Annotated in this window: 11 protein-coding genes; all 11 read left to right on the forward strand. The window is 54.2% G+C overall.

Going from position 1 to position 12,693, the window contains the following annotated elements; translation table 11 throughout:
- The first annotated feature begins 15 nt into the window (after positions 1-15).
- The 11 genes from ACZ3GY_RS05200 to ACZ3GY_RS05250 are packed head-to-tail and all read left to right on the forward strand — an operon-like array spanning position 16 to position 12,534.
- A complete protein-coding gene (locus ACZ3GY_RS05200; protein WP_465909168.1) occupies positions 16-606 on the forward strand; it encodes a hypothetical protein in 591 nt (196 codons plus the stop codon).
- Positions 607-1,542 (forward strand): ketoacyl-ACP synthase III, encoded by a 936-nt coding sequence (locus ACZ3GY_RS05205; protein ID WP_465909169.1) that lies wholly within the window; start codon positions 607-609, stop codon positions 1,540-1,542.
- Positions 1,536-1,760: an acyl carrier protein gene (locus tag ACZ3GY_RS05210; protein WP_465909170.1), complete on the forward strand. Its 225-nt coding sequence runs from the start codon at positions 1,536-1,538 to the stop codon at positions 1,758-1,760. Before ACZ3GY_RS05205 ends, ACZ3GY_RS05210 begins: the two co-directional genes overlap by 7 nt.
- 6 nt (positions 1,761-1,766) lie before the next feature.
- Entirely contained in the window at positions 1,767-2,804 is a 1,038-nt protein-coding gene (pseI, locus tag ACZ3GY_RS05215; RefSeq protein ID WP_465909171.1) for a pseudaminic acid synthase, read from the forward strand.
- Positions 2,805-2,824: 20 nt separating this feature from the next.
- Positions 2,825-3,283 carry an FAD synthase family protein gene (locus ACZ3GY_RS05220; protein WP_465909172.1) on the forward strand — a complete coding sequence of 153 codons (459 nt, stop codon included), beginning with the start codon at positions 2,825-2,827 and terminating at the stop codon, positions 3,281-3,283.
- Between the two features lie 19 nt (positions 3,284-3,302).
- Positions 3,303-4,643 (forward strand): hypothetical protein, encoded by a 1,341-nt coding sequence (locus tag ACZ3GY_RS05225; RefSeq protein WP_465909173.1) that lies wholly within the window; start codon positions 3,303-3,305, stop codon positions 4,641-4,643.
- Positions 4,640-5,755, forward strand: coding sequence for a DegT/DnrJ/EryC1/StrS family aminotransferase (locus ACZ3GY_RS05230; RefSeq protein ID WP_465909174.1), 1,116 nt, complete (start codon positions 4,640-4,642; stop codon positions 5,753-5,755). Before ACZ3GY_RS05225 ends, ACZ3GY_RS05230 begins: the two co-directional genes overlap by 4 nt.
- Positions 5,722-6,450, forward strand: coding sequence for a WbqC family protein (locus tag ACZ3GY_RS05235; RefSeq protein ID WP_465909176.1), 729 nt, complete (start codon positions 5,722-5,724; stop codon positions 6,448-6,450). The genes ACZ3GY_RS05230 and ACZ3GY_RS05235 overlap by 34 nt, the downstream gene beginning before the upstream one ends.
- Positions 6,447-7,718 carry an ATP-grasp domain-containing protein gene (locus ACZ3GY_RS05240; protein ID WP_465909177.1) on the forward strand — a complete coding sequence of 424 codons (1,272 nt, stop codon included), beginning with the start codon at positions 6,447-6,449 and terminating at the stop codon, positions 7,716-7,718. The genes ACZ3GY_RS05235 and ACZ3GY_RS05240 overlap by 4 nt, the downstream gene beginning before the upstream one ends.
- Positions 7,715-9,001, forward strand: a complete 1,287-nt coding sequence (locus ACZ3GY_RS05245; protein WP_465909178.1) for a CDP-glycerol glycerophosphotransferase family protein — start codon at positions 7,715-7,717, stop codon at positions 8,999-9,001. Before ACZ3GY_RS05240 ends, ACZ3GY_RS05245 begins: the two co-directional genes overlap by 4 nt.
- A 44-nt stretch (positions 9,002-9,045) precedes the next feature.
- Complete coding sequence (locus ACZ3GY_RS05250; RefSeq protein WP_465909179.1) at positions 9,046-12,534, forward strand: glycosyltransferase; 3,489 nt, start codon at positions 9,046-9,048, stop codon at positions 12,532-12,534.
- Positions 12,535-12,693: the final 159 nt, after the last annotated feature.

A 12,693-nucleotide genomic window follows, 5' to 3' on the forward strand; every position in this document is an offset into this window, starting at 1 on the left:
CTATGAGGTGGGGCAATGAGTTTTACGCTGTCGCTGTCCTTCAAGGGCAACCGCAACTACCTACGAGGAAGTGATTTTTATCAAGAGCTTAGCGATTGGGCTGCTTCTGAACATGGGAGTGATGCTTATATCAGTCGCCTATCTTTTCGGCGTCTTACACGCAATTGTTGCTTAGTAGTACTTGAAAAACCTTCACTTAGTCAGTTGGTTGGTGAAGGGCAAGTTACCTCTTCACAGGGGGTACTGGCATTCTGGATTGTAGAAACCGGTCGGGTTGTTACCCAACGCTATGCATTTGATGAAGCACACCTTATCGATGGTGTTTTAGTGCAAGAGTCTGATCGTGTTATTGAGCTCGTTGCGATCAATGGCAGTCCAATAGACGAAATCATCTGCTTGACCAAAGAGCTTAATTATGTGGTTTCACCGGCAGTTGATGGGAACTGGCTATTCGGCCAGATCCAACTCGATATGCCGCTTCGCAGGGCAGGGCGCCCCTTGCGCGTGGTAATGCGCTCACTGTTGGCCAATCGCTTCAGCGTCAGCGACATTTATTATGGCGATGAGCATGTTGGCAATATTCGTTTCATTGTGGGGAAACCGTGAATGATCGGAATAAAAGCGATAGCCAGCTATGTGCCCGACGAGTCCATCGATAACCTGCAGCAGGGGGCAAGGTTTGGCGAGAGCGCCGAATTCATGCGCGATAAGATCGGGGCGTTGCGATTACCTCGCAAGGGGGAGCGTGAAGATACATCCGATCTTGCCGTTGCTGCAGTAAACGCCTTGATCTCGAAACAGTCCGACTTCGATATGGCCAATGTGGATGCGCTCGTTGTCGTGACTCAGAACGGTGACGGGGCTGGCTTGCCACATACATCTGCCATTGTGCAGCAAAAACTCGGATTGCCCACGACCATCGCAGCTTTTGACATCTCGCTCGGGTGTTCGGGCTACGTCTATGGTCTTTATGTCCTGAAAGGATTCATGCAGGCGACTGGCCTGTCCAACGGCGTACTTGTCACGGCCGATCCTTATTCAAAGATCATCGATCCCGAAGATCGTGTTACCTCATTGTTATTTGGCGATGCTGCTACTGCAACGTGGCTCGGTACTGACCCGTACTGGACATTGGGCCAAGTCTCGTTTGGTACGGATGGAGCGGGCGCAGAACACTTGCGCGTGGTAGATGGCACCTTGCAAATGAATGGTCGCCAGGTTTTCAATTTTGCAGCGCTGCAAATCGCCCCTCATCTTAAGAAGCTGCTTGAAAATGCCGAATTGACGGTCGACCAGGTCGACGCATTCTGTGTTCATCAAGGCAGTGCTGCGATAGTCGAGGCAATCGCCAGGCGCTTTCCGGAGGTGTCCTCTCGGTTCGTTCTTGATATCGAGCAGACGGGCAACACCGTGTCGTCATCGATACCCTTGTTATTGGAGAAGCGCGCTTTCGAAGGGGATTGGAATAACTTGGCAATTAGTGGATTTGGGGTAGGCCTTTCCTGGGCCTCCGCGCTGTTAAAAAGGCAAGAAATATGTTGACCGAAGAACAGGTGAAAGCCGCTATGCGATCTGCCGGTGTGAGCGCAGATATCGATGCAATCGGATTGAACGACAAGTTTGGCGAGAGCGGTCTCGACAGCTTGGATGTATTCAACTTGTTGATCGAGTTGCAGGCTGATACAGGGCAGCAGGTGCCCGATAAAGATGTGCCGTTGCTGGAAAGCATCGCCGCCATCATAAATTACTTTAAGCCTTGATCTTTCATGAAGAGCCGCAATGGCAGCACATTCATAATTGCCGAGCTGTCTGCCAATCATGGCAGCTCAATCGAAATTGCGGAAAAAACGATAAGGGCAATAGCGGCGGCTGGTGCTGATGCCGTCAAGGTTCAGACGTATAGGCCAGAATCGCTGTGCCTGGACGTCGACAATGAATACTTCGGTCCCAAGCGTGAGGGGGCCTGGAAAGGTATCAGGCCTTGGGATCTCTACCGCGAGGCGGCGATGCCTTACGAATGGCAGCCTCGACTCAAGAGTATTGCCGAAGAGCTTGGCTTGATATTTTTCTCCAGCCCCTTCGATTTACAGGGCATAGACTTTCTTGAAAGCCTACATGTGCCCTGTTACAAGATTGCTTCGTTTGAAATTACCGATATTCCGTTGATAGAAAAAGCGGCAAGTATGGGTAAGCCGATGATCATCTCCACGGGCGTGGCTGACGAGGCAGATATTCACGCCGCGCTCGCAGCTTGTCATAAGGCAGGCAATCGTGACGTTACCTTGCTTAAATGTACATCGGAGTATCCGGCGCGTATTGATCAGGCGAATCTGAATATGATCGCAGATATGCGCGAGCGTTTCGGCGTATCGATCGGTATATCGGATCACACGATGGGAAGTCTAGTACCCGCCTTGGCCGTTGCGCTCGGCGCAATCATGGTGGAGAAGCATTTTATTCTCGATCGTGCTCAAGGCGGACCGGACGCAGCATTTTCAATGGAGCCTAGTGAGTTTGCTCAAATGGTCGAGCAGGTAAGAGCGACAGAAAAGGCTTTAGGCGTGGTGGAGTACCAGGTTAGCGACAAAGATCGCCTCCGACGCAGATCGTTGTTCTGGGTGAAAGATATTTTGTCGGGAGACGTCATTACGCCAGAGCACCTTCGCTCTCTTCGGCCGGGGCACGGCTTGGCACCTCGGCATCTTCACGGACTCATTGGGAAGCGGGCGGCTCGAGCAGCTTCGCTGGGCGAGCCTGTGCAATGGGAGGCTATAGAGGTTGATCCCGAGGATTTGTTGAGCTGAAGCCCAGCACGGAGCGTTTCATGCCTTTAACAGCGATTACCTATGGCACTTTCGATATGTTCCACGTGGGCCACCTCCGTTTGCTCGAGCGTATGCGCGAGCGATGCGACAAGGTGATCGTCGGCGTCTCCACGGACGAATTCAATGCGCTCAAAGGTAAGAAGGCATTGATTCCCTACGAAGAGCGTCGTGACATCGTATCTGCTCTCCGTTGTGTGGATTTTGTTATCCCAGAGCATGACTGGGCGCAGAAGTCTGTTGATATTCGTCACTACAACGTTGATTTGTTCGTCATGGGTAGCGATTGGGCAGGGCACTTCGATGAGTTGAAGGCGCTTTGCGACGTTATTTATCTTGAGCGCACCCAGGGCGTGTCCTCCACCGAGCTGCGCACCTCGCTCAAGCGCGTATTGGAAAAAGAGCAGGACCTTGCAGAGATGTTCGACATTCTCAGGTATTTGCGTAATGAAATCGACTGAGTGCACGTAGGGGATGCAAATGGCTTTGCCAGGAGAAGCTTGGCGGCAGGCGCGAACCGAGTTGCAGCAGCGCATGCAGAACATCGCTGTCGAGGAACATTTATCTGCCTTGGGCCACTGGAGTATTTACCGTTCTGCAGGACTACACCCACGCAATTGCGTGGGTGTAGATATGGCGGTAGATTTTATCGACTGGCCAGTAAACCTGCGTCAGGAATTTATTGCGCTATGGAGGCCGCTGCAAAATTCCTTGATGTGTGCTCAGGGTGTACTTGTCAAATGGCCCGATTCATCCTGTCAACGAAAGGCTGAGTTGCTCGCTGCTTTTATTCGGCTCCATCCGAGGTGTGTCTCTGATTTACCGTGGCCTATGGCATTGTTTTTTGCCCGTCTGTTTCTTTTGGCCGGGCAGGTGGATCTATATATATTGCATCGCGCTCAGGTTGTTGCTCGCTCGGTGCTGGACATCGACATATTTGAGGGGGCTGACGATCAGTTGTCTGCCATATATAGGATGTGTATAGCTAACGAGCAGGCGTCTCCGCACCAAGCGTTGAAATTACTGTGTGATTTACGTGAGGAATCAATTGGGCGCTTGCATGAGTACGATGATTTTCTGCAGTTGGCGAATTTTTATTTGCCGCGCGAGTCGGCAACGCTTGGATCGGAAATTAAAGTTCAGGAATGTGATAGGTACTTTGCTTCCGCAATCAAAGGCAAAAGAATTGCCATTGTGGGGCCGGTCAACAACGGGCTGAATAACGGACAGGAGATCGATGATTTCGATTTGGTAATACGTCCTAACCATCGGGCTAACAATGCTTTGGATTCTCGTTTTTTTGGGGCGCGTACAGATATCTCCTACTACCTTGAAGACGATCTGCGCAAGAATGCTCTGGGATCCGATAATTATCTGGCGGCTATGGCACCTTTGCAGTTTGTCGTTTTGTCGAAGAGTTGTTTATCAACGTTCCCTTGGTTGAGTAGGCTTGCAGAGCGTTTACGGCCGCGCTTTGAAATTGGCATCCGCTGCAATCCATTTTTTACGGGCTATCCAAGTGCATTGCCCAGAATTCTGATGGACGTGCTGCGTTTCGCCCCGCTCGAAGTCAAAGTATTCAATGCCGACCTGTACCTGGGGCGTAGGTATGGCGGTAATTATTTCCAGGCGAATGTCGGATACACTTTATACCCGGGCTTTACTTTGCATGACCCGCTGAGTAATTTCATTTTTATGCAACGCGCCTGGTATGGCGGTTGGTTCAATGCTGACCCGGTGCTGGCTGAGATACTGAGCCTTTCCGTGGTAGATTATCAGGCGGCTTTTCTCCGCGTACACGGCAATTCGGACTCCCGATGAAAAAGCCCATTACGGTCACCAGTCCTCTTCTCCCCCCTTTGGAAGAGTTCATCCCCTACCTGGAGCAGATCTGGTCCAGTCGCATTTTTACCAATGGCGGCTCCATGCATCAGCAGCTCGAGCGGGCACTCTGCGAGTACTTGGGGGTCAAGCATCTCGCATTGTTTGCCAATGGCACCCTCGCGTTGGTTACAGCGCTGCAGGCTTTAAGGATCACTGGAGAGGTAATAACCACCCCATACTCGTTTGTGGCCACTGCGCACTCGCTACTCTGGAATGGGGTTAAGCCAGTTTTCGTTGATATCGATCCCTACACGCTGAATCTTGATCCGCGCAAAATAGAGGCCGCTATCACGCCGTCCACAACCGCAATCATGCCGGTACATTGCTATGGTATCCCTTGTAATTCGGAGGCCATCGAACGGATCGCTGATACCTATAATCTACGGGTTATCTACGATGCGGCGCACGCATTTGCTGTGCGCGATGAGGGCGGTAGTATCCTGCGCCATGGTGATCTCAGTGTTCTCAGTTTTCATGCCACCAAGGTATTTAACACGTTCGAGGGTGGGGCGATCATTTGCCCTGATGAAAAGACCTACAAGCGCATAGGCCACCTGAAGAACTTCGGCTTCGTCAATGAAACCACCGTGGTGGCGCCGGGCATCAACGGCAAGATGAGCGAGGTCAATGCCGCCTTTGGCTTGTTGCAACTTCGCTACATCGACGCGGCCCTGGCCCGGCGCAAGGAAATTGACCAGCTCTACCGCGAACGTCTGGCTGGCATCCGCGGCTTGAGCTGTGTCGAGTTGCTTGGGCAGGGCTTTGCCAATCACGCCTATTTCCCGCTGCTGGTCGATGCTGACTTCGCCCTGAGCCGCGATCAACTCTATGATTACCTGCGTGACCAGGAAATTATGGCGCGTCGTTATTTCTACCCGCTCATAAGCGATTTCCCTATGTATCGGGGGCTGCCTTCAGCCGAACCGGCGAACCTGCCAGTGGCACGCTCAATAGCAAACAAGGTGATTTGCTTGCCTATTTACCCCGATCTGGAGGATGAGGACATCGAGTGGATATGCAGCGTTATCGTCAAGGCGGCAATGCCTTGATTCTCGCAGTGATGCAGCCCTATCTGTTTCCCTACCTGGGATACTATCAACTCGCACACAGTGCGCGGCATTTCGTGTTTCTGGATGATGTGGCCTTTATAAAGAAGGGCTTCATCAACCGTAATCAGATATTGTTGGATGGAAAATCGTTTACTTTCACTCTACCGATTGCTGGTATTAGCCAGAATCGCCCCATCAATGCGCACCATTTTACTGGCGATTTCGATACTTTCCTGAAACAAATACGCCACGCCTATACACGCGCGCCTTTTTTTCGGTCAGTGTTCGAACTGATCGAGTCAGTTTGCCTGGCTTCGCCACTGAATGTCGCGGAAAAGAATGCGCTTTCTGTCCGCGCTGTATTCGATTATTTGAAGCTTCCGTTCATTTGCTCCTTTGCCTCGTCTTTCCCGGCGGGGCACGCGCGCGGACAACAACGGATTCTCGATTTGTGTCGGCATTTCGTCGCTGATGCTTATCACAACGCCGCTGGCGGGCGTGAGTTATACCAGCCCAAGGCCTTTGCTGATTGCGCCGTACAACTACGCTTTTTGCAGAATCACTTTCCCAGCTATGCGCAGTGCGGTGGCGGACCGTTCGTTCCAGGTTTGTCGATCATCGACGTACTTATGAATAACGAACCCGAACAGGTCCGATTGATGTTGCAGAGCTATGAGTTGGTGGAGGCCGCATGAGCCGGATCAATGTACTGGTGTTTCCGTGTGGCTCCGAGGTCGGTCTCGAGGTGGCGCGGGCACTGGGCTTATCGCTGCATGTTCGTCTTCATGGCGCTTCCAGTCGCGATGACCATGGGCGACAGCTCTTTGACCGCTATGCCGAGCTGCCCAATATCGCCGATGTGGAGTTTGACGAGCGCTTCGCCGAGCTTCTAGAACGCTGGGAAATCGACCTGCTTTTTGCCTGCCATGACAGTGTTATGGAATACCTGGCTCCGCGTATCGCGCAGTGGAATGTCCACTTGGTCAACGGTGACCCGCTAACTGCTCGTGTTGCGCGCAGCAAGCAGGCCAGTTACGAGCTTTTTGATGGTGAGTCTTGGGTGCCTCGCCGCTTTGCGAGTGTTGATCAAGTACCGGCCTGGCCGGTGCTGCTCAAGCCAGATCAGGGGCAGGGCGGGCAGGGCGTCACGTTGGTTCGATCGCACGCCGAGGCTGAGTTGGCCATCGCAGGGCTGAGTCAGCCGCTGATCTGCGAATATTTGTCGGGATTGGAGCTAACGGTAGATTGCTTTAGCGATTGGCGGGGCCGTTTATTGTATGTCGGTTCACGCAGTCGTGAGCGGGTGGTTGGTGGTATCGCAATGCGTTCGCGGCGGGTTTGCGCCGACGACGCCATTCAGGAAATTGCCGCGACAATCAATGAACGGCTGACCTTGCGTGGCCCTTGGTTCTTCCAGGTCAAACAGGACTCAGCGGGAGTCTGGAAGCTTTTGGAACTGAGTTGCCGGCTATCTAGCAGCTCCGTGGTGCACCGGGTAGCGGGAGTGAATCTGCCATTGATGGCAGTGCAAGACTTTATGCAACGAGAACAATTGGTGTTGGAGGAGTCGCGCGTCACTCTGGTGGAGCGCCGGTTGGCAAGCGTTGCAGAGCTGGATTATGCCTTCGAGAGTGTTTACCTGGATTTCGACGACACCTTGGTTTGCGACGGTTTTGCGAATCCTCAGGCGATGCGTTTTATCTACCGTTTACTGGCAATGGGCAAGCGTCTGATTTTGCTAACTCGACATGATGGTTATCTGCCTTCGGCGCTAGCGCGAGCACGAATAGCTGAAACGTTGTTCGATGACATAATCCACTTGCGCGCCGGTGAGCCAAAGTCGTCGGTTATTCAAGGGAACGCTATTTTCGTCGACAACCATTTTCCCGAGCGTCTGGAGGTGGCTCGTACTCTTGGCATTCCTGTGTTCGACGTCGATGCGCTGGAGATGCTTTTTCCATGAAAGGTTGGTGGCACTCTCCGGTTCAGTGTAAATGGATTGCGCATTGGTTGCTTTTACCGCTGTGGCGTCTTTATGACTGGTTGACGCCCAAGCGCCAGAGCCACTGGGCATTTTTCGTGCATCCGCTCAAGTCCAGCCAGTTCGTGGAAAATTCGCGAGCGCTTTTCGAATCGATAAAGGCAGATCCGAAAATCCATAAGTGGGTATTTACCCGCGATCTGAGCGCCGACTTGCATATTGATGGCGCCTGCAACACCGAGGTGGTCGATGTGCAGAGCCTGCGAGGTTTGCTGGTTCTGGCACGCTGTAGAGTCTATCTACTTACAAACGCCGTTGCTCTGGACATGTCCTGGCGTTGGCCGGACGGATCGTTCAGCGTTGTTAAGCCCAGTCTGCGCAGGCATGTACTGGTCAATTTATGGCATGGGATCCCGCTGAAGCGCTTGTTTGCGCTGGCCAATCCAGAGCAGCGCCAGCGTGCTGACAGGGTTGCATTCCGTCGTCGGGAGCGCTCCCACTATCTGGGGCTTGTGGCGTCTTCGGATGTCGACAGCTACGCAATGGCTGCGATATTTCACCCGCTGCCGCCCGAGCGAGTATGGATTACCGGCTTGCCGCGTAACGACTTCCTGAGAATGCCTGTGGCCAACTTGCCGTATTATTTGCGCGAAGAGGTTGAGCAGGTACGGCGCCTGAAAGATGGCCGTCGACTGGTTGTCTATGCACCCACGTTCCGCGAGAGCGAATTCAACGGCGCCGCGTGTTATCAGTTCAGTGCGGAAGAAATTACGCGCTTGAAAAATCTGTTACGTAGCCATCAAGCGGTGCTGGGGTTTCGCATGCACTATTTTCGCAAGGGCGAGCACCTGTTCAATCTGGAGCAGCATCTGGATGGCGAGACGCTGATAGATCTGGGGCATGCCGTTATCAGTGAGATAGCACCGCTATTGCGCGAGGCTGACTTGCTGTTAACCGATTACTCGTCTGTGTATATCGATGCGCTTTACTTGGAGAAGCCTGTCATTAGCTTCGCCTACGACTTGGAACATTACCGCACTCGTCAAAATGGCCTGCTTTATGAAATGGAGTTGGCTTTTCCAGGTCCGGTTGTAGAGAACTTTGACGCTCTTCTAATCGAGTTGCAAAAAGCTCTCGAGGGGGCAAGTCTGGTTGAGAGTGAGCGCTATCGAATGTGCCGCCAATTCTTTTTCAATTATTTGGATGATCGGAATGCCCAGCGTGTCGTCGAGCGGTTACAGACGCTGGGAGCCCTAAAGGAATGATCGTGACTCAAGCAAATGAAAACCGGGCTTTAGTTAGTGTTGTGATGCCTGCCTACAAAGCGCATTACCTACCAGCGGCGCTGGAAAGTGTGCGCCTGCAGAGTTACCGCCCATTGGAACTTGTAGTCTGTGATGATTGCCGGACGGACGATGTGCGCAAAATCGTCGAGCAGTTTGCACGCGAGGTGGATTTTCCGGTGCGCTACCAGCACAACGAAACCCGCCTGAACGAGATGAGGAATTTGGCGCGCTGCATCGAACTGGCGCAAGGCGATTACATCAAGCCGCTGTACGATGATGACCTGCTGCAACCTGAGTGCGTGGGATCATTATTGGCGCTCATGCAGAGCAATCCTGATGTGAGCCTGGCTAGTTCCCGCCGCCGCCGAATTGACCCAGAGGGGCAACCGTTGCCCGATATTCTGGCCACGGCGTACCCATTCGCTGGGGATGCGTTGGTCGATGGAGAACAGCTGGTTTCGCTGTTGGCGGAGCACACCCTCAACTTCATTGGTGAGCCCAGTACTGTTATGTGTCGTCGAGCCGACCTGCTGCCAATGGGGGATCAGCTCAGCGTACTGAATGGCAAGCGTATTCCCTGGGTGGGCGATTTGGCGTTGTACGTCAAATTATTGCGCCAGGGCAGACTAGCCATGCTGGCCGAGCCGCTGACAGATTTTCGTGTATCTCACGAGCAGTTCAGTCAGAAGGGGCGCGACCAGCCTGGCATAGGCGATCAGGGGCATGCGGATTTCAGACAGGCGATTCGCGATCTTGGTTGGCACCATGGTGACAGTAAAGCGCGCATGGTTGATGTCGCACCTATCACTCGGGTGAAAACGCGTGTATTCAAGCCTGTGGACATACTCGCCGCTCTCTACAAGGCCGCGGGTCAAGGTGGTATCAGCCTGAGCGCCTGGTTGCAGGCCCGCCGGCCCAGTTCCGTGCAAATGACGCTTATCGAACAGCGTCTGCAAGCGCATGCAGGTGGCCCACGCATTGGCGTGCTGGTGCTCGATCGAGACGCCAACGCGGCTGCTGTGGAGAAAAGTCTGCTCAGTCTTGAGGGCGACAATCTCTACCGATCTATCGACGTACGAGTCTTTTCTTCTTCCGGGGCAATGTCGCTTCAAGGAAGTACTGGCCAGGTCACCACTGTAGCGCGCGACGCGTGGGTGGAGACAGTCAATCGTGTTGTCGCCGAGCTGCCAGTGGACTGGGTGATGCTGGTTGACGCAGGCACTCAATTCACACCTAGCGGCCTGCTGATGACAGCGTTGGAGCTCACCGCGGCCGGTGAATGCACCGCTTTGTATGGCGATGAACTGGTGGGTGACGATTCGGGCGGTACGGGAGTTGCGCTGCGTCCCGACTTCAGCCTCGATCTGCTGCTGAGCTTCCCCGCCAGCGCTGCTCGGCACTGGCTGTTCCGTCGCGCGTCTTTGCTTGAACTTGGCGGTTTCGATGTCGAGTTCGATCAGGCATTCGAGTTGGAATACATTCTGCGCCTGATTGAAAACGGTGGTCTGAATGGCTTGGGCCATGTCAGCGAACCATTGCTCTGCGCTGACGCCTTCGCACTCAAGGACAGCCCGCAAGAGCGAGAGGTGATCGAGCGTCACCTTCGTACTCGCGGTTACCAGAATCCCAGTGTCGCCTCACGGCAGTCGGGGCGTTATCAACTGGAATACGCCCATGGCCAGCAGCCGTTGGTGAGCGTTCTTATTCCCTTTACCGATCAGCTGGGGCGTCTGCAGCGCTGCGTGGAAACCCTGCTGGAAAACACCGCGTATCCGCACTACGAGCTGCTCCTGCTGGATCTGGGTAGCGAGCAGCAGGCCACGCTCGATTGGTTGCAGGCCATCGAGCAGATCGGCAAAGAGCGCATCCGCGTGCTGCATTTCGCCAAGGGAACATCGCGACCACTGGCTGGTAATGCGGCGATGGATTACGTGCAGGGCGAGATGTTGCTTTGGCTGGGGGTTGGTGCCGGCATCGTGGCGAGTGACTGGCTGGCACAGCTGCTCAATCACGCTCTGCGTCCCGAAGTGGGGGCGGTGGGAGCCAAGCTGCTATCGGCAGATGGTCGCATCCACCATGCTGGCCTCTTGCTGGGATTGCGCGGCCCGGCGGGCAAAGCTTTCGAAGGGCTCGAGCTCGACGATGCAGGCTATATGCAGCGGTTGCAGGTGGAGCAGAACTACTCTGCGCTCAGCGGTGAGTGCCTGATGATCCGTCGGGAGTTGTTTGTCGAGCTTGGCGGATTTGATCCGGAGCCCTTGTTAGAGCGCTGGTTCGATGTCGATCTTTGTCTGAAGGCGCGACAGGCTGGCTACCTTAATGTTTGGACTCCGCGCGTGCAGTTGCTGATGGATAGTCAAATCTCGCTTCCCGCCAGCAATGCTCAGGAAGATGCGATGTACGCCCGCTGGCTGCCGATTCTGGCGCGTGACCCCGCCTACAACCCCGGGTTTTCACTGCAGGCCGAGCAGGGCTTCAAGTTGGCCGATCCGCAATTGGCTTGGCGTCCGTTACAAGCCTGGCGCCCGCTTCCGACGGTGTTGGCGCATCCCGCAGACTTGTACGGTTGTGGTCACTATCGGGTGATTCAACCGTTCTCCGCCATGAAGGAAGCGGGCCTCATAGATGGCGCGCTGTCGATAGGCCTGCTGCACGTTACCGATCTGGAGCGTTACGAACCTGACGTTATTCTGCTTCAGCGCCAGATAGGCGAGTCTCGCCTGGAGGCCATGCGGCGAATGAAGGCCTTTTCTCGGGCATTCAAGGTCTACGAGCTGGATGACTATTTACCCAACCTGCCGCTCAAGAACGCTCACCGCCAACACATGCCCAAGGACATCCTGAAGTCGCTGCGACGCGGGGTGGATCAGGTGGATCGTTTCGTCGTTTCCACGGCCCCGCTGGCAGAGGCCTTCGCAGGCCTGCATTCTGATATCCGGGTTATCGAAAACCGCTTGCCTGCGCCCTGGTGGTTGGGGCTGCAGAGCAAACGGCAGATGTCGAGCCGCCCGCGAGTAGGTTGGGCAGGCGGGGTTAGCCATACGGGAGATCTTGAAATGATCCTTGATGTGGTCAAGGAGCTCGCTACCGAAGTGGATTGGGTGTTTTTCGGAATGTGCCCCGATGCGCTGCGCCCCTATGTAAAGGAAGTGCATACGGGGGTCGAGATCAGCATGTACCCTCAAGCACTAGCCGGTCTCAATCTCGATCTTGCGATCGCACCTGTCGAACAGAACTTGTTCAACGAGTGCAAGAGCAACCTGCGCCTACTGGAATATGGCGCTTGCGGCTTCCCTGTCGTGTGCAGCGATGTGCTTTGTTACCAGGATGGGCTGCCCGTCACCCGGGTGAAGAACCGCTTTCGCGATTGGGTCGATGCGATTCGTCTGCATATCAACGATCTGGACGCCAGTGCACGGGCCGGTGATGAGCTGCGTGCCGTGGTGATGCGTGACTGGGTGCTTGAAGGCGATAAATTGCTCGATTGGCGTCGTGCCTGGCTGCCTGATTGACGAGCTTGTTGGGCTCAAGCTTTGCCCGCAGCCGCCGATAGAGCAGTTGCGGGCAAAGAAGTAGAGAGTGACTGTCAATAGCAGGCGAAAAAAATTCTCTTATTTCCTAAAGCTTTCGCAGAGCAGGTCGATAAGTAATACGAACGCGAACTCAATGGC

It is taken from the genome of Pseudomonas sp. PME37.24/006, assembly GCF_055556635.1.

Coding starts and splice junctions, on each gene's coding strand:
- ACZ3GY_RS05240 (WP_465909177.1), top strand. CDS start 6,447: ATGAGCCGGATCAATGTACTGGTGTTTCCGTGTGGCTCCGAGGTCGGT.
- ACZ3GY_RS05225 (WP_465909173.1), top strand. CDS start 3,303: ATGGCTTTGCCAGGAGAAGCTTGGCGGCAGGCGCGAACCGAGTTGCAG.
- ACZ3GY_RS05250 (WP_465909179.1), top strand. CDS start 9,046: ATGCCTGCCTACAAAGCGCATTACCTACCAGCGGCGCTGGAAAGTGTG.
- ACZ3GY_RS05200 (WP_465909168.1), top strand. CDS start 16: ATGAGTTTTACGCTGTCGCTGTCCTTCAAGGGCAACCGCAACTACCTA.
- ACZ3GY_RS05220 (WP_465909172.1), top strand. CDS start 2,825: ATGCCTTTAACAGCGATTACCTATGGCACTTTCGATATGTTCCACGTG.
- pseI (WP_465909171.1), top strand. CDS start 1,767: ATGAAGAGCCGCAATGGCAGCACATTCATAATTGCCGAGCTGTCTGCC.
- ACZ3GY_RS05235 (WP_465909176.1), top strand. CDS start 5,722: ATGCAGCGTTATCGTCAAGGCGGCAATGCCTTGATTCTCGCAGTGATG.
- ACZ3GY_RS05205 (WP_465909169.1), top strand. CDS start 607: ATGATCGGAATAAAAGCGATAGCCAGCTATGTGCCCGACGAGTCCATC.
- ACZ3GY_RS05210 (WP_465909170.1), top strand. CDS start 1,536: ATGTTGACCGAAGAACAGGTGAAAGCCGCTATGCGATCTGCCGGTGTG.
- ACZ3GY_RS05245 (WP_465909178.1), top strand. CDS start 7,715: ATGAAAGGTTGGTGGCACTCTCCGGTTCAGTGTAAATGGATTGCGCAT.
- ACZ3GY_RS05230 (WP_465909174.1), top strand. CDS start 4,640: ATGAAAAAGCCCATTACGGTCACCAGTCCTCTTCTCCCCCCTTTGGAA.